Origin of the sequence: Maricaulis parjimensis (assembly GCF_016817355.1) — a bacterium.
GTDB lineage: Bacteria > Pseudomonadota > Alphaproteobacteria > Caulobacterales > Maricaulaceae > Maricaulis > Maricaulis parjimensis.
Window position 1 is genome coordinate 191,577 of record NZ_JADOTT010000005.1, and the last position, 19,606, is coordinate 211,182.

Annotated in this window: 25 protein-coding genes; 15 read left to right on the top strand and 10 right to left on the bottom strand. The window is 63.4% G+C overall.

The features are described from left to right. Nucleotides 1-64 precede the first annotated feature (64 nt). The 4 genes from I0K07_RS10440 to I0K07_RS10455 are packed head-to-tail and all read left to right on the top strand — an operon-like array spanning nucleotide 65 to nucleotide 3,598. Nucleotides 65-1,030: a glycosyltransferase family 9 protein gene (locus tag I0K07_RS10440; RefSeq protein ID WP_203293109.1), complete on the top strand. Its 966-nt coding sequence runs from the start codon at nucleotides 65-67 to the stop codon at nucleotides 1,028-1,030. Beyond that, complete coding sequence (locus I0K07_RS10445; protein ID WP_203293111.1) at nucleotides 1,027-2,367, top strand: dihydroorotase; 1,341 nt, start codon at nucleotides 1,027-1,029, stop codon at nucleotides 2,365-2,367. Before I0K07_RS10440 ends, I0K07_RS10445 begins: the two co-directional genes overlap by 4 nt. Before the next feature lie 31 nt (nucleotides 2,368-2,398). Beyond that, nucleotides 2,399-2,776 (top strand): DUF6165 family protein, encoded by a 378-nt coding sequence (locus I0K07_RS10450; RefSeq protein ID WP_203293323.1) that lies wholly within the window; start codon nucleotides 2,399-2,401, stop codon nucleotides 2,774-2,776. 60 nt (nucleotides 2,777-2,836) lie between these two features. Then, a complete protein-coding gene (locus tag I0K07_RS10455; RefSeq protein ID WP_203293113.1) occupies nucleotides 2,837-3,598 on the top strand; it encodes a hypothetical protein in 762 nt (253 codons plus the stop codon). A 12-nt stretch (nucleotides 3,599-3,610) separates the two neighbouring features. Here I0K07_RS10455 and I0K07_RS10460 read toward each other — a convergent pair whose 3' ends face one another. The 9 genes from I0K07_RS10460 to I0K07_RS10500 form a co-directional block, all read right to left on the bottom strand. After that, nucleotides 3,611-4,039, bottom strand: coding sequence for a TIGR02301 family protein (locus I0K07_RS10460; protein WP_203293115.1), 429 nt, complete (start codon nucleotides 4,037-4,039; stop codon nucleotides 3,611-3,613). Between the two features lie 8 nt (nucleotides 4,040-4,047). Further along, nucleotides 4,048-4,503 carry an NUDIX hydrolase gene (locus I0K07_RS10465; protein WP_203293117.1) on the bottom strand — a complete coding sequence of 152 codons (456 nt, stop codon included), beginning with the start codon at nucleotides 4,501-4,503 and terminating at the stop codon, nucleotides 4,048-4,050. A gap of 21 nt (nucleotides 4,504-4,524) precedes the next feature. Further along, nucleotides 4,525-5,325 carry a 3-hydroxybutyrate dehydrogenase gene (locus tag I0K07_RS10470; protein ID WP_203293119.1) on the bottom strand — a complete coding sequence of 267 codons (801 nt, stop codon included), beginning with the start codon at nucleotides 5,323-5,325 and terminating at the stop codon, nucleotides 4,525-4,527. 296 nt (nucleotides 5,326-5,621) lie between these two features. Continuing rightward, complete coding sequence (gene yaaA / locus I0K07_RS10475; protein ID WP_203293121.1) at nucleotides 5,622-6,407, bottom strand: peroxide stress protein YaaA; 786 nt, start codon at nucleotides 6,405-6,407, stop codon at nucleotides 5,622-5,624. Nucleotides 6,408-6,501: 94 nt separating this feature from the next. Then, nucleotides 6,502-6,984 carry a hypothetical protein gene (locus tag I0K07_RS10480; protein WP_203293123.1) on the bottom strand — a complete coding sequence of 161 codons (483 nt, stop codon included), beginning with the start codon at nucleotides 6,982-6,984 and terminating at the stop codon, nucleotides 6,502-6,504. Between the two features lie 260 nt (nucleotides 6,985-7,244). Then, nucleotides 7,245-8,657: an FAD-binding oxidoreductase gene (locus tag I0K07_RS10485; RefSeq protein ID WP_203293125.1), complete on the bottom strand. Its 1,413-nt coding sequence runs from the start codon at nucleotides 8,655-8,657 to the stop codon at nucleotides 7,245-7,247. Between the two features lie 6 nt (nucleotides 8,658-8,663). Continuing rightward, complete coding sequence (locus I0K07_RS10490; protein ID WP_203293127.1) at nucleotides 8,664-9,605, bottom strand: L-threonylcarbamoyladenylate synthase; 942 nt, start codon at nucleotides 9,603-9,605, stop codon at nucleotides 8,664-8,666. Between the two features lie 50 nt (nucleotides 9,606-9,655). Beyond that, nucleotides 9,656-10,198, bottom strand: a complete 543-nt coding sequence (locus I0K07_RS10495) for a YceI family protein (protein ID WP_203293129.1) — start codon at nucleotides 10,196-10,198, stop codon at nucleotides 9,656-9,658. Between the two features lie 3 nt (nucleotides 10,199-10,201). Further along, complete coding sequence (locus I0K07_RS10500) at nucleotides 10,202-10,783, bottom strand: cytochrome b (RefSeq protein ID WP_203293130.1); 582 nt, start codon at nucleotides 10,781-10,783, stop codon at nucleotides 10,202-10,204. A gap of 196 nt (nucleotides 10,784-10,979) precedes the next feature. Here I0K07_RS10500 and I0K07_RS10505 point away from each other — a divergent pair, with 196 nt between their 5' ends. Then, complete coding sequence (locus tag I0K07_RS10505) at nucleotides 10,980-12,731, top strand: acyl-CoA dehydrogenase (RefSeq protein ID WP_203293132.1); 1,752 nt, start codon at nucleotides 10,980-10,982, stop codon at nucleotides 12,729-12,731. Nucleotides 12,732-12,744: 13 nt separating this feature from the next. Here I0K07_RS10505 and I0K07_RS10510 read toward each other — a convergent pair whose 3' ends face one another. Beyond that, nucleotides 12,745-13,128, bottom strand: coding sequence for a DUF4870 family protein (locus I0K07_RS10510; protein ID WP_203293135.1), 384 nt, complete (start codon nucleotides 13,126-13,128; stop codon nucleotides 12,745-12,747). A gap of 203 nt (nucleotides 13,129-13,331) precedes the next feature. Between I0K07_RS10510 and I0K07_RS10515 the strand changes: the two genes are divergently transcribed. The 10 genes from I0K07_RS10515 to I0K07_RS10560 all read left to right on the top strand — a co-directional run bounded on the left by I0K07_RS10515 (nucleotide 13,332) and on the right by I0K07_RS10560 (nucleotide 19,593). Beyond that, nucleotides 13,332-13,559, top strand: a complete 228-nt coding sequence (locus I0K07_RS10515) for a hypothetical protein (protein ID WP_203293137.1) — start codon at nucleotides 13,332-13,334, stop codon at nucleotides 13,557-13,559. Beyond that, nucleotides 13,556-13,876 (top strand): YbjQ family protein, encoded by a 321-nt coding sequence (locus I0K07_RS10520; protein ID WP_203293139.1) that lies wholly within the window; start codon nucleotides 13,556-13,558, stop codon nucleotides 13,874-13,876. The genes I0K07_RS10515 and I0K07_RS10520 overlap by 4 nt, the downstream gene beginning before the upstream one ends. A gap of 8 nt (nucleotides 13,877-13,884) precedes the next feature. After that, nucleotides 13,885-14,637: a signal peptidase I gene (gene lepB / locus I0K07_RS10525; RefSeq protein ID WP_238934761.1), complete on the top strand. Its 753-nt coding sequence runs from the start codon at nucleotides 13,885-13,887 to the stop codon at nucleotides 14,635-14,637. A 44-nt stretch (nucleotides 14,638-14,681) separates the two neighbouring features. Beyond that, nucleotides 14,682-15,554, top strand: a complete 873-nt coding sequence (locus I0K07_RS10530) for an SDR family oxidoreductase (RefSeq protein ID WP_203293143.1) — start codon at nucleotides 14,682-14,684, stop codon at nucleotides 15,552-15,554. 353 nt (nucleotides 15,555-15,907) lie between these two features. Next, nucleotides 15,908-16,318, top strand: coding sequence for an SET domain-containing protein (locus I0K07_RS10535; protein WP_203293145.1), 411 nt, complete (start codon nucleotides 15,908-15,910; stop codon nucleotides 16,316-16,318). Nucleotides 16,319-16,372: 54 nt separating this feature from the next. Next, on the top strand, nucleotides 16,373-17,305 hold the full coding sequence (locus I0K07_RS10540; protein WP_203293147.1) for a histone deacetylase family protein: 933 nt from the start codon (nucleotides 16,373-16,375) through the stop codon (nucleotides 17,303-17,305). 79 nt (nucleotides 17,306-17,384) lie between these two features. Further along, nucleotides 17,385-17,987, top strand: a complete 603-nt coding sequence (locus I0K07_RS10545; protein WP_203293149.1) for a histidine phosphatase family protein — start codon at nucleotides 17,385-17,387, stop codon at nucleotides 17,985-17,987. A gap of 105 nt (nucleotides 17,988-18,092) precedes the next feature. Next, a complete protein-coding gene (locus tag I0K07_RS10550; RefSeq protein ID WP_203293151.1) occupies nucleotides 18,093-18,341 on the top strand; it encodes an exodeoxyribonuclease VII small subunit in 249 nt (82 codons plus the stop codon). 3 nt (nucleotides 18,342-18,344) lie between these two features. After that, complete coding sequence (locus I0K07_RS10555) at nucleotides 18,345-18,698, top strand: tRNA-binding protein (RefSeq protein WP_203293153.1); 354 nt, start codon at nucleotides 18,345-18,347, stop codon at nucleotides 18,696-18,698. Between the two features lie 7 nt (nucleotides 18,699-18,705). Next, the gene (locus I0K07_RS10560) at nucleotides 18,706-19,593 is read left to right on the top strand and encodes a polyprenyl synthetase family protein (RefSeq protein WP_203293155.1); all 888 of its coding nucleotides are present in this window, start codon (nucleotides 18,706-18,708) and stop codon (nucleotides 19,591-19,593) included. Nucleotides 19,594-19,606 lie beyond the last annotated feature (13 nt).

Below are 19,606 nucleotides of genomic sequence, written 5' to 3' on the forward strand. Positions count from 1 at the left end.
ACACGGATATGGCATTGTGCTCGCGTCTGGCCAAGACCTCTCATGCGCGCTATTGGCGGCAGCCATGGAACGCGTGCTTTTCATCACCTCGACCCGGATCGGTGACGCGATCATCAATTCGGGCGTCCTCAATCATCTCGTCGAGACCCGGCCCGAAGCGCAATTCACCATTGCCTGCGGACCGCTGGCCGCGTCCCTGTTTGCCGAAGTGCCGCGACTGGAACGCCTCATCGTGATGCGCAAGAAGCCGATGGGACGTCACTGGATTGATCTGTGGCAGGAAACCGTGGGCACGCGCTGGGACCTTGTGGTCGACATGCGCTGTTCCGCCACGGCCTGGACTTTGCGCGCAGAAGAGCGCCGCATCCTGAAACAGGCAAGCACGCCGACGGCGAAAGTCATCGAGGCGGCCAGTGTTCTCGGGCTGGAGACGGATCCGCCGGCACCGCGCCTTTGGCTGTCGGACGCGCATCGCGCCGAAGCGCACACGCGTCTGCCCGATCTGCCGGACGGGCTGCCCTATCTCGCGATCTGCCCGTCCGCCTCCTGGATTTTCAAGGTCTGGCCGGCGGAGAAATTCGCCGAATTCATCCTCAAATTCACGGCACCGGACGGCGTCATGCCCGGCGCCCACATCGTCATGCTGGGCGGACCGGGCGACGAGAAATATGCCCAACCCATCTATGATGCCCTGCCGGAGCTCGATTTTGTCGACCTGCTGGGGCTCGGCTTGCCGGAAACGGCAGCTTGCCTTGAGCGCGTCCGTCTCTATGTCGGCAATGATAGTGGGTTGATGCATATGTCCGCCGCCGCCGGCACGCCGACACTGGGTCTGTTCGGTCCGTCGGATGACCGTTGTTATGGCCCCTGGGGTGATCATTGCGACCTGGTGCGCGGTCCGGCCTCCTTCGAGGAGATCGACTCGGCCCATTCTGACCGCCGCAAACACCCGGAAAGCCTGCTCGCCGACCTTTCGGTCGAGACTGTGTATGATGCCGCCAAACGCCTTTTTGAAAGGACTGCAAAATGAGCCAGACCTTCGACCTCATTCTCAAGGGTGGTGATGTCGTCAACCATGCCGGCCGGGGCATTGCCGATATCGGTGTGATCAATGGCAAGACGGCCGCGATCGGTGATCTCTCCCAGGCCTCGGCTGACGAGGTGATCGATTGCACCGGCCTGCTGGTCGTGCCGGGCGTCATCGACACCCAGGTCCATTTCCGCGAGCCAGGAATGGAATGGAAGGAAGACCTGCAGTCCGGTTCGCTGTGCGCCGTGATGGGCGGTGTGACCGCCGTATTCGAAATGCCGAACACCAATCCGACCACGACCTCGCCGGACATGCATCTGGACAAGCTCGCCCGGGCCAAGGGGCGCATGCATTGCGACCACGCCTTCTATGCCGGCGCGACCAATGAGAATGCCGACGTTCTGCCCGAGATGGAAAAAATGCTCGGCTGCTGCGGTGTGAAGGTTTTCATGGGCGCGTCCACGGGCTCGCTCCTGGTCGCCGATGATGAGGGTGTTGAGCGGGTGCTCAACGCGATCTCGCGCCGCGCGGCCTTTCACTCCGAAGATGAGTTCCGGCTGGAAGAGCGCCGTGGTCTGGCGGTGGATGGGGACTGGACGAGCCACCCGGTCGTGCGCGATGCGGAAGCCGCCATCCTCTCGACGAAACGCCTCATCCGCTTGGCCCGCAAGACCGGCAAGCGCATCCACGTCCTGCACGTCTCCACGGCGGAGGAAATGGACATTCTGGAACAGCATCGCGATGTCGCTTCGGTGGAAGCCACGCCGCAGCATCTGACGCTGGAAGGCCCGGAAATCTATGAGCGCATCAAGGGCCGGGCCCAGATGAACCCGCCCGTGCGCGATGCCTATCACCGCGCCGGCCTGTGGCGGGGCCTGCAGCGCGGCATTGTCGATGTGATCGGCTCCGATCACGCACCGCATACACTGGAGGAAAAGGCCAAACCCTATCCGCAAAGCCCGTCCGGCATGCCTGGCGTGCAGACCCTGGTTCCGATCATGCTGGATCATGTGAATGCCGGCCGCCTGACCATTGAGCGCTTTGTCGACCTGACCTCGCACGGCGCCCAGCGCGTCTTCGGCATCGCCAATAAGGGCCGCATGGCCGCCGGCTGGGATGCCGATTTCACCCTGATCGACATGAAGCGTTCGGTGGAGATCACCGATGACTGGTCGGCCACCAAGTCAGGCTGGACACCCTTCCACGGCATGACCGTGACCGGCTGGCCGGTCGGCACGATCGTGCGCGGCAAATCCATCATGCGTGAGGGCGAACTCGTGACCGAAGGGGCCGGCGAACCGGTCACCTTCATGGAAGCGCTGCCCAAGCGCAGCTAAGACAGGAAACAACCCCGTGACCACAACCATCATGACCGCGATCGCTCCGGGTGAGCTGATCGACAAGATCACCATTCTGCGCATCAAGTCCGAGCGGATTGCCGATGAGGCCAAGCTGAAGAATGTCCGCACCGAGCTGGATATCCTGACGGCGACGCAGAAAGAGCATGTGCCGGCCAGCGACGAGATGATCCGGCTGGAAGAGGCGCTCAAAACGGTCAATGAAGCGCTCTGGGAGATCGAGGATGATATCCGCGATTGCGAGCGCCAGGGCGATTTCGGCGCGGAATTCATCCGTCTGGCCCGCGCCGTCTATGTCACGAATGACAAGCGCGCAGCCCTGAAAAAGGAGATCAATCTCCTGCTCGGCTCGACCATCGTGGAAGAAAAATCCTACGCCGAGTATTGATCCGGCAGGCCCAGCCGCGTATCCGGCCCTCATCAAGCCCGACTTTGCAAGGAACACAGTGTGGACCGGAAGAGCTTCTATTTCTTCGATATCGACGAGAACATCCTGCATCTGCCGACGCGGATTCACCTGCTCAACACGGTGACCGGCGAAGAGCGGGCCATGCGCCAGCATGAGTATGAGGACATCAAGGCCTATCTCGGCGTGCCGGGCATCTGGGAAGACTGGGCGGATCCGCCGGCACGTTCCTACCGGGAATTTGCCGACGGAAAGGACCGCAATGGCGAGGAATACTTGCTGCGCGACGTCCACCGGGCGCTGGACAGTGCCCACTGGAAGGGGCCGTCCTGGGAGATTTTCAAATATGCCGTGCTCAAGCGCCGTCCGGTCGCCATCATCACGGCGCGCCAGCACTCCCGCGAGACCATCAAGGAAGGCCTGCGCATTCTGGTCGAGGCCGGGCATCTGCCGGAAGAACCGAATTATCTGGCGATCTATCCCTGCTCGAATCCGGAAATCCGGGACGAGCTGGGTCCGCACCTGACCACGGCCGGGCTGAAGCGCCGGGCAATCCGTCAATGCGTGGAGAAGGGGCTGGAAGAATACGGCCGCAAACAGCCGCACTCCTTCGGCATGTCCGATGACGACCTGAAGAATGTCGACCTGATCACCTCGGCCATGCTGGAGTGCAAGCTGGACTATCCGGACAAGCGCTTCTTCGTCATCTCCACCAATCGCCGCCGGCATGTGAAGATGGAAATCCTGCCGCCGCACAAGGATGAGGAAAAGCTCCGTGCGGCCGAGGATGCCTATTACGGCTAGGGGTGTGACGGCCTAGTCGAAATAGGCCGAGCGCATCATTTCGGAGAGATCGCGGCCGCGATGGGCCAGGGCCCGGCGTTCCGTGTCCGCCTCGACGCCGCAGCGGGCGCGATAGCGTTGCTGGGCGCGATAGCCTTCATTGAAACTGTCGATCAGACGATCCCGGAAACGGCCATTATCAGCGGCTTCCATGGCCAGCAATTCCACCATCCGGTCACGCCAGGTCTGCACGTCGGGCCCTTCGCAGGCATAGGCGAGGTAATGCAGTTCGCCCAGCGTGTAGGCCAGATAGGGCAGGGTGCGCTCTCGATCGACGAGGTCCTCGACCGGCGCTTCGGTCAGCACGCTGGGGTCTGTTTCACTCTGGCCACGCGGTTTTTGCGCCAGCGAGGGGCTGGCGAGCAAAAGGACAGACAGGCAGACAAGAAGAAGCGTGCGCATGGCGCGCATCATGCGCCGGAATGTGGCGCAGTAAAGGCCTCGACGATTTCGCGGGCCCGGCCAATGACATCGCGGGTCTTGTCCCATTGTGTCAGGGCGATGGCGTCCTCATAGGGGAAGAAGGCGGCTTCGGTGACGTCATCATCGGGGATGGGCTCGCCGCCGGTCCAGATGGCGGCAAAATCGGTGAGGACGTAATGCCAGTCGCCCGGCTGGCCCGGCTCACGCAGGCCGATACTGTCGATCACATCGATCAGGCCGAGGATCTGCGCCGTGGTGGACGTCTCTTCGGCCAGTTCGCGCAGGGCAGCCTCGGCGGCCGTCTCGCCATATTCGATCTTGCCGCCGGGCAGGGACCATTGGCCCTTATAGGGCGGTTTGCCCCGCTTGATCAGCAGAACATCCTCGCCGCGAAATACCACGATCCCGGCTCCGGCGATTGGCCGAAGCGGTTCAGCAGCCATGCCGCAAACGCGTGAATCTCGTCACTTCGCCGTCCATCCGCCGTCCACCGTGATCTGCGTACCATTCATATTGGCACCGGCATCGGAGACAAGATAGAGCAGCGCACCAGCGAGTTGTTCGAAGGTTACGAATTGCTTGGTCGGCTGGGCGGCGAGCATGACATCGCGCACGACTTCCTCTTCGGAAATCCCCCGCGCCTTGGCGGTGTCGGCGATCTGGTTCTCCACCAGCGGCGTCTTCACATAGCCCGGGCAGATCGCATTGCAGGTGATGCCGGTCTCGGCAATCTCCAGCGCCAGCGTCTTGGTGAAACCGATCACGCCATGCTTGGCGGCGACATAGGCCGATTTGAAGGGTGAGGCGACCAAGCCGTGGACGGAGGCCAGGTTCACGATCCGGCCCTTGCCCTGCTTTTTCATGACCGGCACGGCTGCCTTGCAGGCATGGAAGACGGAGGAGAGATTGATGGCGATGATCGCATCCCATTTCTCGGTCGGGAATTCATCCACCGGGGCGACATTCTGGATGCCGGCATTGTTCAGCAGGATGTCCAGACGGCCGAATTCGCGCTCGGCATAAGCCACCATGTCGGCGATCTCGTCCGGCTTCATCATATTGGCCGGGTGATAGCGGACCTCGACGCCATGATCGGCGGCGATCTTCGCGCGCAGCGCCTCGATCTCCCCGGCATCGCCCAGTCCGTTGAGGACCACATTCGCCCCGTTCGCCGCCAGGGCCTCGGCCATCGCCGCGCCAATCCCGCTCGTCGAGCCGGTGATCACAGCCACCTGACCCGTCAGATCCGTACGAATTCCAGACATGAATGACCCTTCAACTTTGTGCTCGCGCCAAGAAAGGGGATTGGCGTTCGCGGGTCAAGCCAGCGTGCAGGACATCCGCGTGTTTCGAAGCGAACACACTCCATTTTTCCCGGAAGCGCGGCAGCGCTGTCCGGGATCAACCGGAGACTCATCGTCTGAAATTACGTGCGGTTGGTCCCGGAACTCCGTCCGGCTATCGCCGGACTGCGTCCGGGAAAAATGAGTCAGTCCTGCATGCAGGCGAGCACAGGTCCACCGGACAAGCCGGGGGATGACGGCATGAGGGGGGCGATAATCTACGCCGCTTTCGCTGGCGCCGGCTGGGGCCGGGTGAAGAGCAGGTTGTCGCCCTTGCTCCCGTCCGGCTCGAACCGGTAGCCGCCGGCGTCGAACTTCACCAGGTCGGCCGGGTCGGAGATGCGGTTTTCGATCGCCCAGCGGGCCATCATGCCGCGGGCTTTCTTGGCGTAGACCATGAGGGCGCGCAGCTGGCCGTCTTTTTCTTCCTTGAAGACCGGCGTGATGATGCGGGCTTTCAGCGTCTTCTTGTCGACGGATTTGAAATACTCGTTGGAGGCCAGGTTGAGGACGACGGGTTCAGCCTCACCCTCCATCAGGCCATTGAGTTCTTGGCCGATCTTTTTGCCCCAGAAATCATACAGGTTCTCGCCGCGGCGCGTGTGCAGCTTGCGGCCCATTTCCAGGCGGTAGGGGTGGATGGCATCCAGCGGACGCAGCGCGCCATACATGCCGGACAGGATGCGCAGATGATCCTGGGCATAGGCCAGGTCATCCTCGGACATCGTCGCCGCATCGAGACCGCGATAGACCTCGCCATTGAAGGCCAGGGCGGCCTGTTTCTCGCCCGGCTGATCGGCATCGAAGACCTGGAACCGCTCACGATTGAGCTGGGCCAGATCCTCATTGATCCCCATCATGGATTTCAGCTTGGAGACGGTGAGCTGACGGGTCGTCTTGGACAGGATGCGCGTATCATCAATCAGCGACGGGGTCGTGGACGGCAGGGCGCGCTCGACCGGGTCGAAATTCATGTTTTTCGCGGGCGACAACAGAATCAGCATGGACATTCTCCTTGGCCTCCAAGGATAGGGAGGGCGTCCACGGGTTTCCAGTCGGGCAGCCGCTGAAATGATTTATGGGGTGGATAGAGGGAGGCTATGGGGCCGCCGGGGTGCAGGGCATGAGCGTACCGTCGGGCAGGTGATCGCCGCGAACCCGGCGGAAGCGTCCGCCATCGGCCGGCCGCTCCTCGCGGGAGGCGAAGGTGAGGCCCCTGAATTCACCGCCGAGATAGCGCACGGAATAGCGGTCGCGCACGAAGAGGGCTTCGCCGTTTTCATCGAGGCGATACCAGGTCCAGAAAGTGCTCTCCAGCCGCCCGTCCACGCCCGCCATCCGTTCAGCATGCACGAGTTCGCGCTCATACAGGGGGGACGTGTGGACGGTTTCACCGTCCCGGATGAAGTCGATCCGCTCTTCGCTGAACCGGATCAGGTCGCGCTCACCGGTGCAGCCGGCCCCGTTTTCCCAGCCCCAGTCTCCCAGGGCGAGAGCCTGTTCGCCAATGTCTGAGGGCTGGCGGGCCTCGCAGGCCGTCAGGACGAGGGAGCAAATCAGGACGGCAAGCAGACGCGGCATGCGGATCTCCAGGAACCGGCTGAGAATATCCACGCAACAGACGTGGAGCGCCATCCCCGAAATGGGGGGCTTGGCGCTTCACTCACGCATCTCTCTTTCTTCCCGTCATCCCACGGTCGCTGCGCAGCAGTGATCCGGGGGACCTTAGCTAACGGGGTTGCGAGTTGTCGCCTGTGGCGGAGTTCGCCTTTCCAACAGGCGAGCGCAGGTCCCCCGGATGCCCTTCGGGCACCGTGGGATGACTGTGGAGATTGTCCGGCCTACCCCAACAAAACCCGCGGATTCATGATGCCCTTGGGGTCCAGTGCGGTCTTGATGGCGCGCATCACGGCGACATCGACCGGCTTGCGGCCGGAGAGTTCCTCGCGCTTGAGGATGCCGATGCCGTGTTCCGCCGAGATGGAGCCGCCATAGCTGTCCACCATGTCATAGACGCGGGAGGAGATGGCCTTGGCGTTTTCCAGGATGTCGGCACCGGCGGTATCGCGCGTGGTGACATTGAAGTGGACATTGCCATCGCCGACATGGCCGAACGCAATGACCAGCGTGTTGTCGAACTCGGCCTCCACGGCTTGTGTGGCCTGCGCCATGAAGGCCGGCATTTTGGAGACCGGGATGGAGATGTCGTGTTTCACGGCCTTGCCCTGGGCGCGTTCGGCCTCGGCGATGGTTTCACGCAGACGCCAGAAATCGTGGATCTGGCTGTCATTTTCGGCGAGGGCGGCATCCTGGACGAGGCCGGCTTCGAATCCGGCTTCCAGAGCGGCTTCCATCGTCTCGCGCGCGCCTTCCGGCCGCCCGAAACTCATCTCGCAGACGACATACCAGGGATGAGCCTCGCCCAGCGGGTCGCGCGTGTTGGGAACATGGTCGAGCACGAGTTCCAGCGCCATGCGCGGCATCAGCTCGAAGGCCGTCACGGCACCGCCGGAGACTTTCTTGGCCATGCCCAGGAATTTCACGGCCTCGTCCGCGGAGTTGAGGCCGATGAAGGCCAGTTCCATCCGGCCCGGACGCGGGAAGAGTTTCAGCGTGGCGGCGGTGATAATGCCCAGCGTGCCCTCGGCACCGATCAGCAATTGCTTGAGATCATAGCCAGTATTGTCCTTGCGCAGGCCCGTCAGCCCGGTCCAGATCGTGCCGTCGGGCAGCACGGCTTCCAGGCCAAGGACCAGTTCGCGCGTCATGCCATAGCGCAGGACATGCACGCCGCCGGCATTGGTGGAGATCAGCCCGCCAATCATCGCCGAGCCCTGGGAGCCCAGGGAGAGCGGGAAGAGACGGTCCACGCCCTCAGCCGTCTTCTGCAGGTTTTCCAGAACGCAGCCGGCCTCGACCGTCATTGAATCATTGTCGACATCGATCTCGCGCACGCCGGTCATGCGCTTCAGCGTGATCAGGACTTCGCCCTGCGGCGTGGCGGCCCCGCACAGGGAGGTATTGCCGCCCTGGGGCGTGATCGCGACACCGGCCTCGGCGCAGAGCTTCACCGCGGCGGCGACCTCCTGCGTAGTGGCCGGTTTGAGCAGGATGGGCGTGGCGCCCTGATAGCGGCCGCGCCAGTCGGCGACATGCGGTTCCAGCTCGTGCGGATCCTGGCTCCAGCCTTTCGGACCGAGCGTCTCTTTCAAACGGTCGAGCAGATCGGTGGGCAGGGAAACAGGCGCGGTCATGGCAGGTCAGTCCTTCGGGGCGGCAGCACGCTGCAGCCGGTCATTGATGGCTTCACCCAAGCCCCGATCCGGGATGGGCGCAACCGCGATTGCGTCAGGATGGCGGGAATCGATCTCGCGAAGTGCAGCAAACAGGCGGGTTGCCGCTTCGACGAGATCACCGCTCTCGGACAAGTTGAGATCGCCACCGATCTCGCCAAACCCGATCAGGAGTTCGCCGGGGCGTTTTTCTGTCGCGTTGAGGCGCACTTTCGCATCCGGCGCGTAGTGGCTTTTCAGCATGCCGGGACTGGCCAGCGGCGCATCGGCCTCCGGCCGGGCCAGCGGGCCGGTGATCGGTTCGATCTGCACGCGATCCAGACCGCCGGGGCGCAACAGGATGGCCCTGTCGCCATCAATGGCCACGACCGTGGATTCCACGCCGACCGGACAGGCCCCGCCATCGAGGATGAGGTCGACCTTGTCACCCAGGCCTTCAGCAACATGCCGGGCCGTGGTCGGGCTGATCGAGCCGGACGGGTTCGCGCTGGGGGCGACAAGGGGTTTGCCGAATTCGGCGAGCAGGGCTTTGGCCGCCGGATGCGCCGGTGCGCGCAGGGCAATCGTGTCGAGGCCCGCATTGGCAATGTCGGCGATGTCAGCGTCCGGCCTCTTCGGCAGGACAAGGGTCAGCGGGCCGGGCCAGTAGGTGCTGGCCAGTTTCGCGCCGAGTTCCGGCCAGTCTGCGACCGTTTTCGCCATTTTCGGGCCGGTGACATGGGCGATCAGCGGATTGAAACTCGGCCGGCCCTTGGCGGCGTAGAGACGTGCTACGGCGTCGGCATTGGCGGCATCCGCGGCCAGGCCATAGACCGTCTCTGTCGGCATGGCGACAAGCCCGCCGCGCCGCAGGATGTCTGCGGCTTCGGCGATGGCTTCGGCGTTGGCGGGTTTGATCGGCGCGGTCATGAGGCGTCAGCTAGGCCCGCCAGCGCAGGCTGGCAAGCCTGTTTGCCCGATTATTGCGCGGCGTCCGCTTCGATATGCAGGATGAGGGTGACTTCGCTGGCCGCCGACCCCCAGCTGGATGAGCCGACACCATAGTCGGCGCGGGCGAGGGTATAGCGGCTGTCGGCGACAGCGCGCCCATCGGTGATCTCGAGCGTGAAGGGCAGGATGATGTCCTGGCCGGAACCGGCCATGCTCAGCACACCATGCGCTTCATAACCGGTCTCCGTGGCGCGGATATCGTCGGAGATGAAAGTCGCGGCCTCGTGTTCAACCGGGTTCAGACCGGAATTGGACAGCATGGACTGATCCATCTGGACATTGCCGGTCGAACCGCTGGCGGTCAGGACGCGCGCCTCGATACGGGCTGCTTCCAGATTGTCCGGGTCCAGCGTGATGTCCGCATGCCAGTCCGGAAACTCGCCCGCGACCATTGCACCGGACACACGCGTTTCGAAACCGACCGAGCTGGCCTCGGTGTCGACGGTCCAGTCCTGCGCAAAGGCCGGCGCGGCAACGAGCAGGGGGGCGAAAGCAAAAACGCGACGCAACATGGTTCAGCCTTTCAGGAAGGGCAGCGGGATCATGCGGCCCAGCAGGCCGTCCTTGTCCAGGAATTGGTGTTTCAGCGCGGCGCCCGCATGCAGCACCCACAGGATCAGGATCGGCCAACCGCCCGCTCCATGTATGGAGCCGGACACTTCGTGCAAGCCCTCGCTCTGCGGCACGGGCAGGCGCGGCATGGTCATGTCGGGATTGTTGAACAGGAACGAGTCGAACTCGGAGGCCGAGGCTGCGATCCAGCCCAGGATCGGCATGCCGATCATGATGACGTAGAACAGGCCGTGCACGGCATGGGCGGCCATTTTCTCCCAGGGCTTCATGCCCTCGGGCATGCCCGGTGCCTTGTGTGTCAGCCGCCAGGCGAGGCGGGCCAGCGAGAGAAAGAGGATCAGCAGACCGATCGTCTTGTGCCAGTTATAGGCCTGCAGGACCTGGTCGATCGGGACAATGCCCTCGCGGAAGCCATGGCTGAGGTCTTCCATGTACCAGCCGAAAAAGACCATGCCGATCAGCAGGGCCGCGATGACCCAGTGCAGGATGATGGCGATGGCGGTGTAGCGGGGCGTGTCGGTCATGTCGGTCCCTTTCGCAAGGCAGGCGAAGCTGCGCGTTGCGTTCAGGTATGCACCCTGTCGCCGCGTCCGAAAAGCCACAGCTTGTCGCAGCTTGAACAAAACACTGTTTCCGGATTCGCATCATCCGGACGAAACGCTATGTTCCCGCGCAGACAAAACAAGAAACAAACCCCAGAACACTGATCGGAGGTCGGCCATGACTTATCGCGCACCCGTGGATGAAATGCGCTTCACGCTGGAAGAAGTGGCGGCCGTGGAAGGCCTGAAAGCCACTGGCGCCTTCGCTGATTTCTCCGCCGATCTGACAGCGGCCATTCTCGATGAGGCGGCCAAGCTGGCCGAGAATGTCCTCGCCCCGCTCAACCGGGTGGGTGATGCCGAGCACTGCAAGCTGGAGGGCGATGTCGTCACCACGCCGACCGGGTTCAAGGACGCCTATGCCCAATTCGTCGAGGGCGGCTGGCAGGGGCTGCAATTCCCGGCCGAGCTGGGCGGAATGGGTCTGCCGCGGGCGCTGGGCGTGGCCGTTCTGGAAATGATCCAGGGCGCCAATTTGGCCTTCGGTCTGGGCCCGATGCTGACCTATGGCGGCATCGAGGCGCTGATCGAGCACGGTTCCGATGAGCAGAAGGCGATGTATCTCTCCAAACTGCTGACGGGTGAGTGGTCGGCCACGATGAATCTCACCGAACCGTCGGCCGGGTCCGATGTCGGGGCCCTGCGCTCCAAGGCGGAACCCAATGGCGATGGCAGCTGGGCCGTGTCGGGCCAGAAGATTTTCATCACCTGGGGTGAGCATGACTGCGCCGAGAACATCATCCATCTGGTGCTGGCCCGCACGCCGGGTTCGCCGGAAGGGACGAAGGGGATCTCGCTCTTCCTGGTGCCGAAAATCCTGCCGGACGGGACGCGCAATGACCTGCGCGCAATCGGGGTGGAGCACAAGCTGGGCATCCATGGCTCGCCGACCTGCACGATGGAATATACCGGCGCGAAGGGCTGGCTGATCGGCGAAGAGAATGCCGGCATGCGCTGCATGTTCACGATGATGAATTCGGCGCGCCTGAATGTCGGTGTCCAGGGTGTCGGCATTGCTGAGCGCGCCTATCAGCAGGCGCTGGACTATGCCCGCGAGCGCAAGCAGGGCAAGGCCATCGGGGCTGACGGCCCGGCCCCGCACGCGATCATCCATCATCCCGACATCAAGCGGACCCTGGCCGGCATGCGCGCCAAGATCGCCGCGTCACGCGCGATCTGCATTTCCTGCGCCGTCGCCGCGGACCTGGCCCATTATTCCGAGGATGCCGACGAAAAGGCCGCTTTCAAGCGCCGTGAGGATTTGCTCACCCCGATCGCCAAGGCCTGGTCCACCGATATCGGTGTCGAGGTCGCTTCGGCCGGCATCCAGGTACATGGCGGGATGGGCTATGTCGAGGAAACCGGTGCGGCCCAGCATTTCCGCGATGCCCGCATCACGCCGATCTATGAGGGCACGAATGCGATCCAGGCGATCGATCTGGTCGGCCGCAAGCTGAGCATGGATGGCGGCGCGGCCTTTGACGAGCTGTTCGATGATATCGAGCAGACGATTGAGGCCTGTGACACCTCATCCCATCCGGACCTGCCGCCGCTGGGTGAGCGACTGCGCGACAGTCTGGAATCCATGCGCGAAGCCGTGGACTGGCTCAAAGAGGCGGACATGGAAGACCGGCTGGCCGGTGCCACGCCTTTCCAAACGCTGGCTGGCGAGACTGTGGGCGGATGGCTGCTCTGCGTGGGCGCGGTCGCCGCACGGCGCCGTCAAAAGGAAGAGATCGGCGATCCGGCCTTTGCGGCGGAACGCATTGCGCTGGCGAATTTCTACGCGGAATCGGTGATGACGCTGGCGCCCTCGCGCGTTGATGACATCACGATGGGCGCCGAGATGATCGCCGATGTGGGCTTCTGATCCGCGTTAGCGATCAGACCCACATGCCGTGCGGATCCGGCTGGCCACGTCCGTCGACGAGGCGGACCAGCCCCATGACCGAGCGGACCGCCATCCAGATCCAGACCAGGGCCAGGCCGAGCAGGCCGATCGGCGACAGCACGACCGAGAAAATCATCACCGTACAGGCGACGACCGCGACCAGGGCCGCCCAGAAACTCTTGATCTGGTAGGTGTAGTGGGATTGCAGCCAATTGGGCGCCGCATCGCGGCGGGCATAGGCGATGACCACGGCGATCAGGCTGGACACGCCGATGATATTGCCGACCAGGAAGAGTACATAGTTCAGGCCGGTCAGCCATTTGTCGTCGCGGTCCGCAGCCGGGGCGCGGTTGGGTTCATAGATCGTATCACTCATCATGCTGGCCCTTATGATCCGCGATGATGGCGAAATGGGGACCAAAGAATGGGGATTGCGCGCCCGTTTTTCCCCATTCCCGGCTGTGCGGCGAACAGGCCACGCTTGTCTGAAAATGCTGTCATGATGCGGCCAGTGCCTTGGTTGCGTTCCCGTTTCGACGTATGCCGAACATGCGGCTTGCCGCTTTGAGGAGAGTTCGGATGACAATGGCGCGCCTGTCGGATGTTCTGGGCCCGGTCTTTTTGCTGCTGGGACTGGCCGGTTATGCCGTTCTGGTCGCACTGGGCTGGTTCGCGGACTGGTATCTGACCTATCCGGCGACCTATGTCTGGGCCTGGCCCCTGCTTCTGTCGGGTTTCGGGCTGGCCATCATGTATCTGCGGGCGCCCGCGCATCGCGTGCGCATTGCAGAGGGGGAGGAAGAATGAGCCTGATCGTTTCCATGGCGGACACCATTCCGGGCCGCGAGATCGACCATATTGTGGGCATTGCCCGCGGCAATGTCGTGCGGGCCCGCTTTTTCGGACGTGATTTCATCGCCGGCCTGCGCAATCTGGTCGGTGGCGAAGTCCCGGAATATACAGACCTGCTCGCCGAATCCCGCGAAACCGCCCTCGACCGCATGTGCAAGCATGCCGAAGAACTGGGCGCTGACGCCATCGTTACGGTGCGCCTGTCGACCTCCTCCGTCATGGAAGGGGCCGCGGAAATCCTGGCCTATGGAACGGCGGTGAAGCTGAAATGAATCCCCTGATGAAACGTCTGGCTGGCCGTGCTGCCGGTGAAATCATCGAGACTGCCCGTTTTCTTGGCGGTGTCGCGGCTGTCTGGCTGGGTCTGGTGACCTTCGGCTTTGCGGCGTTTCACATTCCTTCCGAAAGCATGCAGCCCTCTTTGGAAGTGGGCGACCGCGTGGCCGTGTCCAAATGGGCCTATGGCTATTCGGTGCATTCCCTGCCGCTGGGGATTGGCTACATCCTGCCGGAGAGCTGGAATGGGCGTCTGGCCTGGCACAGCCCGCAGCGCGGTGACGTCGTCGTCTTCCGCGATGAGCGCCAGTCCCCGCCGCGCAATCTGATCAAGCGCGTCATCGGTGTGGCCGGTGATGTCGTGGAAGTGCGCGAGGGCCGTCTCTACCTCAATGGTGAAGCCGTGGTGCGCGAGTTCGACGAGATCCGCACCTATCGCGAACACCCGTCGGGCCTGCCGGTGACGGTGACCCATTACACGGAAGTCCTGCCCGGCGGTCGCGAGCATCCGATCTATGAGCAGCGCGACAATGCCCCGCTGGATGATTACGGCCCGGTGACCGTGCGTCCCGGCACCGTCTTCGTGATGGGTGACAACCGTGATGCCTCCCGCGACAGCCGCGCGCCGGAAGGTCCCGGCCTGGTGCCGCTGGAGAATGTCGTCGGCCGTGCCGAGACCGTGCTCTTCACCTTCGAGCGCTGCCGCCGTGAAGAGGGCATGTATTGTCCGCGCGGCCGGGTCTGGCAGGGTCTGTAGGACCGGACTAGTCTCTCCCCAACACTCAAACGGGGAGAGCGGTCATGAGTCTCAAGGGCAAAACGATTTTCATCACGGGTGCCAGCCGCGGGATCGGTCTGGCGATCGGTCAGCGTTGCGCGCGCGACGGGGCCAATATCGTCATCGCTGCCAAGTCGGACCAGCCGGATCCGCGCCTGGAAGGCACGATCCATACGGCGGCTGAAAGCATTGAGGCGGCCGGTGGCCAGGCGCTTGCGGTGAAGTGCGACATCCGCGACGAAGCCGCTGTGGAAGCCGCAGTCGAGGCGGCGGTGGACCGGTTCGGTGGCATTGATGCCGTGATCAACAACGCCTCCGCCATCTTTCCGCGCGGGACGGCCGATGTGCCCATGAAACGCTATGACCTGATGCACCAGGTCAATGGACGCGGCACCTTCCTGACGACGCAGAAATGCCTGCCCCACCTGATGAAGGCGGAAAATCCGCACATCATTGCCCTGGCGCCGCCGCTGGACATGCGCGGGATGTGGTTCGGTCCGCACGTCGCCTACACCTCGGCCAAATACCAAATGAGCCTGTGCATTCTGGGCTGGGGTGAGGAGTTCAAGGGCAAGATTGCCGCCAATGCGATCTGGCCGCGCACGGCCGTCGCGACCGCCGCCATCTCCAATGTCCTGGCCAATGAAGAGGCGATGAAGAATTGCCGCAAGCCGGAGATTCTCGCGGACACGGCCTACAAGGTGCTCAACAAGCCGGCCGCGGAATTCACCGGCAATTTCCTGATCGATGACAGCTTCCTCTGGGAGGAGGGCGAGCGGGATCTGGACCAGTATTCCTACGACCCGTCCGTGGAACTCCTGCCTGATTTCTTCGTGCCGGAAGAGCCGCCCGCCCCGCCGGGCGTGAAGATCATGAATGTCTCACTGGGGCATTAGCGCCACACCCGCGCCCTTCGAACAGGGGGTGTGATCTGGATCACGCCGTGAATGGGATTCACCCCTAATTTCCCCCCGAAAGCTAGAAGTGGCAGGGGTGGACAATGAAGACGCGCTCAGGTTCGGGATGGTTCAGTGTGGTGGTGATTGCAGGTCTGGCCGTGGCCTTTGCCGTGGCGTGGGTGCGCGCGGGCTCGCCCTATAATTTCTGACCGGCCGGGCGCGTTTAGAATCCCGCTTGTATTTCCCCCAAATTCGCCAATATGGGCGCTGGAGCGTCGCACTCTGCGGCCGGGACAACCGCCGCGTGATCCTCGCCGTCCGTCGACGCGGCCGGCTGGAGTGTCCGGCCCATGTTCCTGGTCGAAACCTATCTCTCACCCAGCCCGCTGGAAGGCTTGGGCGTGTATGCCGCGCAATTCATTCCCAAGGGCCAATTGCTCTGGGTTTTGGACCGTGATGTCGACATTCTCCTGTCGCCGGCCCAGATCGCGGAACGGCCCGATGTCTACAAGGGCTTCATCCGGCGCTATGCCTATTTCGACCGCACGCTGGGCGCCTATCTCCTGGATGGCGACCATGCTCGTTTCCTCAATCACGCCGATGATCCCAATCTGGACTTCTCGGCCGTGGATGGCAGTGGCTGCGCGGCGCGCGATATCCAGGCGGACGAGGAAATCCTCTGCGACTACAGACAGTTCATGGAGGATGTCGTCCTGCTCCCGGCGCGCTCGAACGCGTTCGGGGTCCAGCTTCCGGCCTGAATCACGCTGTTTTGGGGCTGGGCAAGCCGGCCGGATTTCGGGACAATCGCCGTCATGAAAACCGGTATTGTCGACAGCCCCGCCAGCCTTGAACACCGCCTGCCCGACGGGCATCCCGAACATGCCGGCCGCTACAGCGCCGTGCGTGAAGCGCTGGAAACCGTGCCGGTCAGTGAATGGCTGACGGCCGAACAGGCGCCGGTCGAGGCGCTCGCCCGCTTCCATACGGTGGAACATGTGGATCGCGTCCTCTCGGCCTGCGCTGAAGCGGGCGAGGGGGAGTGGGTGGCGCTGGATGCCGACACGCTGGTCTGCGGGCTTTCGGCCCGGGCTGCGCTGAGTGGTGTCGGCGGTGCGCTGATGGCGGTGGACCGGACCGTGGAAGACGGGGAGGGGGCCTGGTTCGTCCTGGCCCGCCCGCCGGGTCACCATGCCGAGCCCGATCGCGCCATGGGCTTCTGCCTGTTCAACCAGATTGCGCTGGCTGCAAAGCATGCACTGGACGTGCACGGCCTGCCTTCGGTCACCATTGTCGATATCGATGTGCATCACGGCAATGGCACGCAATGCCTCGCCGAGACGGATGAGCGTGTCACCTTCATCTCCCTGCACCAGGCGCCGCTCTATCCGGGAACCGGCAATGCCGGGGAAACCGGTCTCAACGGCAATATCGTCAATATCCCGCTTCCTGAAGGGACAGGCAGTGCCGACTGGCGCCGGGCCTTCGAGGCCGAAGCCTTGCCGGCCCTTCGCCGCGCCAAGCCGGCCCTGGTCCTGGTGTCGGCCGGATTTGATGCCCATCGCAATGATCCGCTGGCCGGTTTTGCCCTGGATGAGAATGATTATGCCTGGGTCGCCGGACAACTGGCTGGCATTGCCCGGGAATTTGCGTTTTCCCGTCTTGTCTCCGTGCTGGAGGGCGGATACGACTGCCCGGCTCTGGCGCGCTCGGCCTGCGCCTTCGTGCAGGCCCTTGGCGAGGCCTGACTTGTGACAGGATTGAATTGGCAGGCAGCGGCGGGGCGCGCCTTCCGGTCCCGATTGCCCCGACCGGCTTCCTGAGTGAATGACAGCGTCCCTTCCCGATAAGCCCGATAGCGCTCCCGGCCGGATCATCATCGCCCGGCATGGCCGGCCTGATGCGAATCGCGAGGCCTGGCTGGACTGGCGGGGCTATGAGGATTGGTGGGACAATATCTATCAGCCGGCGAGCCTGGCTGAGGGGCAGACGGCGCCGGATGCGCTGAAGGAAGCCGCGGCAGCGTCGCACACTGTTTTCGCCTCAACGCTCCAGCGCGCCATCGAGACCGCCCAGGCCGTGGCGCCGGGCCGGGAATTGGTGATCGACCCGATGTTCGTGGAGGCCGAACTGCCGCCACCGGCCCTGCCGGGCAAGTTCATGGCCAAGACCTGGGGCGTGTTTGCACGCTGTTCCTGGTGGATGGGGCATGCCCGCGGTCGCGAGAGCCGTCCGGAGGCGGAAGCCCGCGCCGAAGCTGCTGTTGTGCGCCTGATCGAGGCCGCTGCCGCCGGACCGGTTGTCCTGTGTGCCCATGGCTGGTTCAACCGCATGATGCGGCCGCATCTGCGCAGCCGGGACTGGGCCTGTGTGCTCGATGGCGGTGATACATACTGGTCCTGGCGCCAGTATGAATACCGGCCGGAATAATCGCCAGACCCACCGCCTGACATATCGGCTGAATAATCGGGTGCACCGGCCATTGCCGGGCCTGATCCCGCTTTCTATGCTGCCGGTCACACGAGGAGCCCCACCATGTCCCAAACCCCCAATGCCGACATTGAGAGCCTGAGCTTCGAACAGGCCGCGGCCGAGCTTGAACGCATCGTGCAGCAGCTCGAATCCGGGGAAGTGGAGCTGGAGCGTTCCATCGAGATCTATGAGCGGGGCGCTGCCCTGCGGACCCATTGCGAGGCCAAGTTGAAAACGGCTGAGCTGAAGGTCGAGAAAATCGTGAAGGGTGAAGACGGTCAGCCGGCCACCGAACCGGCCGGGCTGGACTGATCCATGTCCGAAACACCCACGCCGCCGGCCAGTATCGAGGACTTCCTGAAACTGGACATCCGTGTGGGGACAGTCGTTCAGGCCGAACCCTTTCCCGAAGCCCGCAAGCCTGCGATCAAGCTGTGGGTGGATATGGGCGAGGATTTGGGTGTCAAAAAGAGTTCCGCCCAGATCACGGTGCATTACACACCGGAACAGCTGGTCGGCCGCCAGGTCATGGCCGTGGTGAATTTCCCGCCACGCCAGATCGGGCCCGTCCGCTCTGAAATTCTCGTCCTCGGTGTCTCCGACGCTGAAGGCGCCATCATTCTCCTCGCACCCGATCAGGGTGCGCCCAACGGCTCACGGATGCATTAGGCTCGCCATGGATTCCTTTGAACAGCGTCTCAATGAAGCCGCCGACCGCGTGACCGTTGCCCTGGATGCGCTCCTGCCGCGCGCCGAGGGTCCGGAAGCCCATCTCAATTCCGCCATGCGCTATGCCGCGCTGGGGCCGGGCAAACGCCTGCGTCCCTTCCTGGCGGTTGAGGCCGGCAAGCTGGTCGGTGCGGATGATCGCGGTGTGCTGCGCGCCGGCTGCGCGCTGGAATGCATCCACGCCTATTCGCTGATCCATGATGATCTGCCCTGCATGGATGATGATGACATGCGGCGCGGCCGTCCGACCGTGCACAAGGCCTATGACGAGGCCACGGCCGTGTTGGCCGGTGACGCGCTGCAATCGGTCGCCTTCGAGATCCTGGCGCATCCCGACACGCACCAGCGCGGCAGTGTCCGTGCCCGCCTGGTCGAGCGCCTGTCCCGCGCTTCCGGGCCCTATGGCATGGTCGGCGGGCAGATGATCGATATCCGCGCGGAGACCGAGCAGTTCGACATTTCCGTCGTCACGCGCATGCACCGGATGAAGACGGGTGCGCTGATCTCTTACGCCGTGGAGATGTGCACCATCCTGAAAGAGGTGGAGGATCATGTCCGCCGGGCGCTTGAAGGGTTTGCGCACGATCTCGGCTTGGCCTATCAGATCACCGACGACCTTCTGGACGCGACAGGCGACCAGTCAGAAATGGGCAAGGCAGCCGGCAAGGATGCCGGTCAAGGAAAAGCCACCTTTGTCACCATTCTGGGGGTCGAAGGCGCAAAAGAGCGTTCGAGGCATTTGGCCGCACAGGCCAAGGAACACCTTGATCCCTTCGGCGCACGGGCAGATGTATTGCGCGAGGCTGTCGACTTCGTCGTGGCGCGGCGCTCCTGAGAGGCGGGAACCG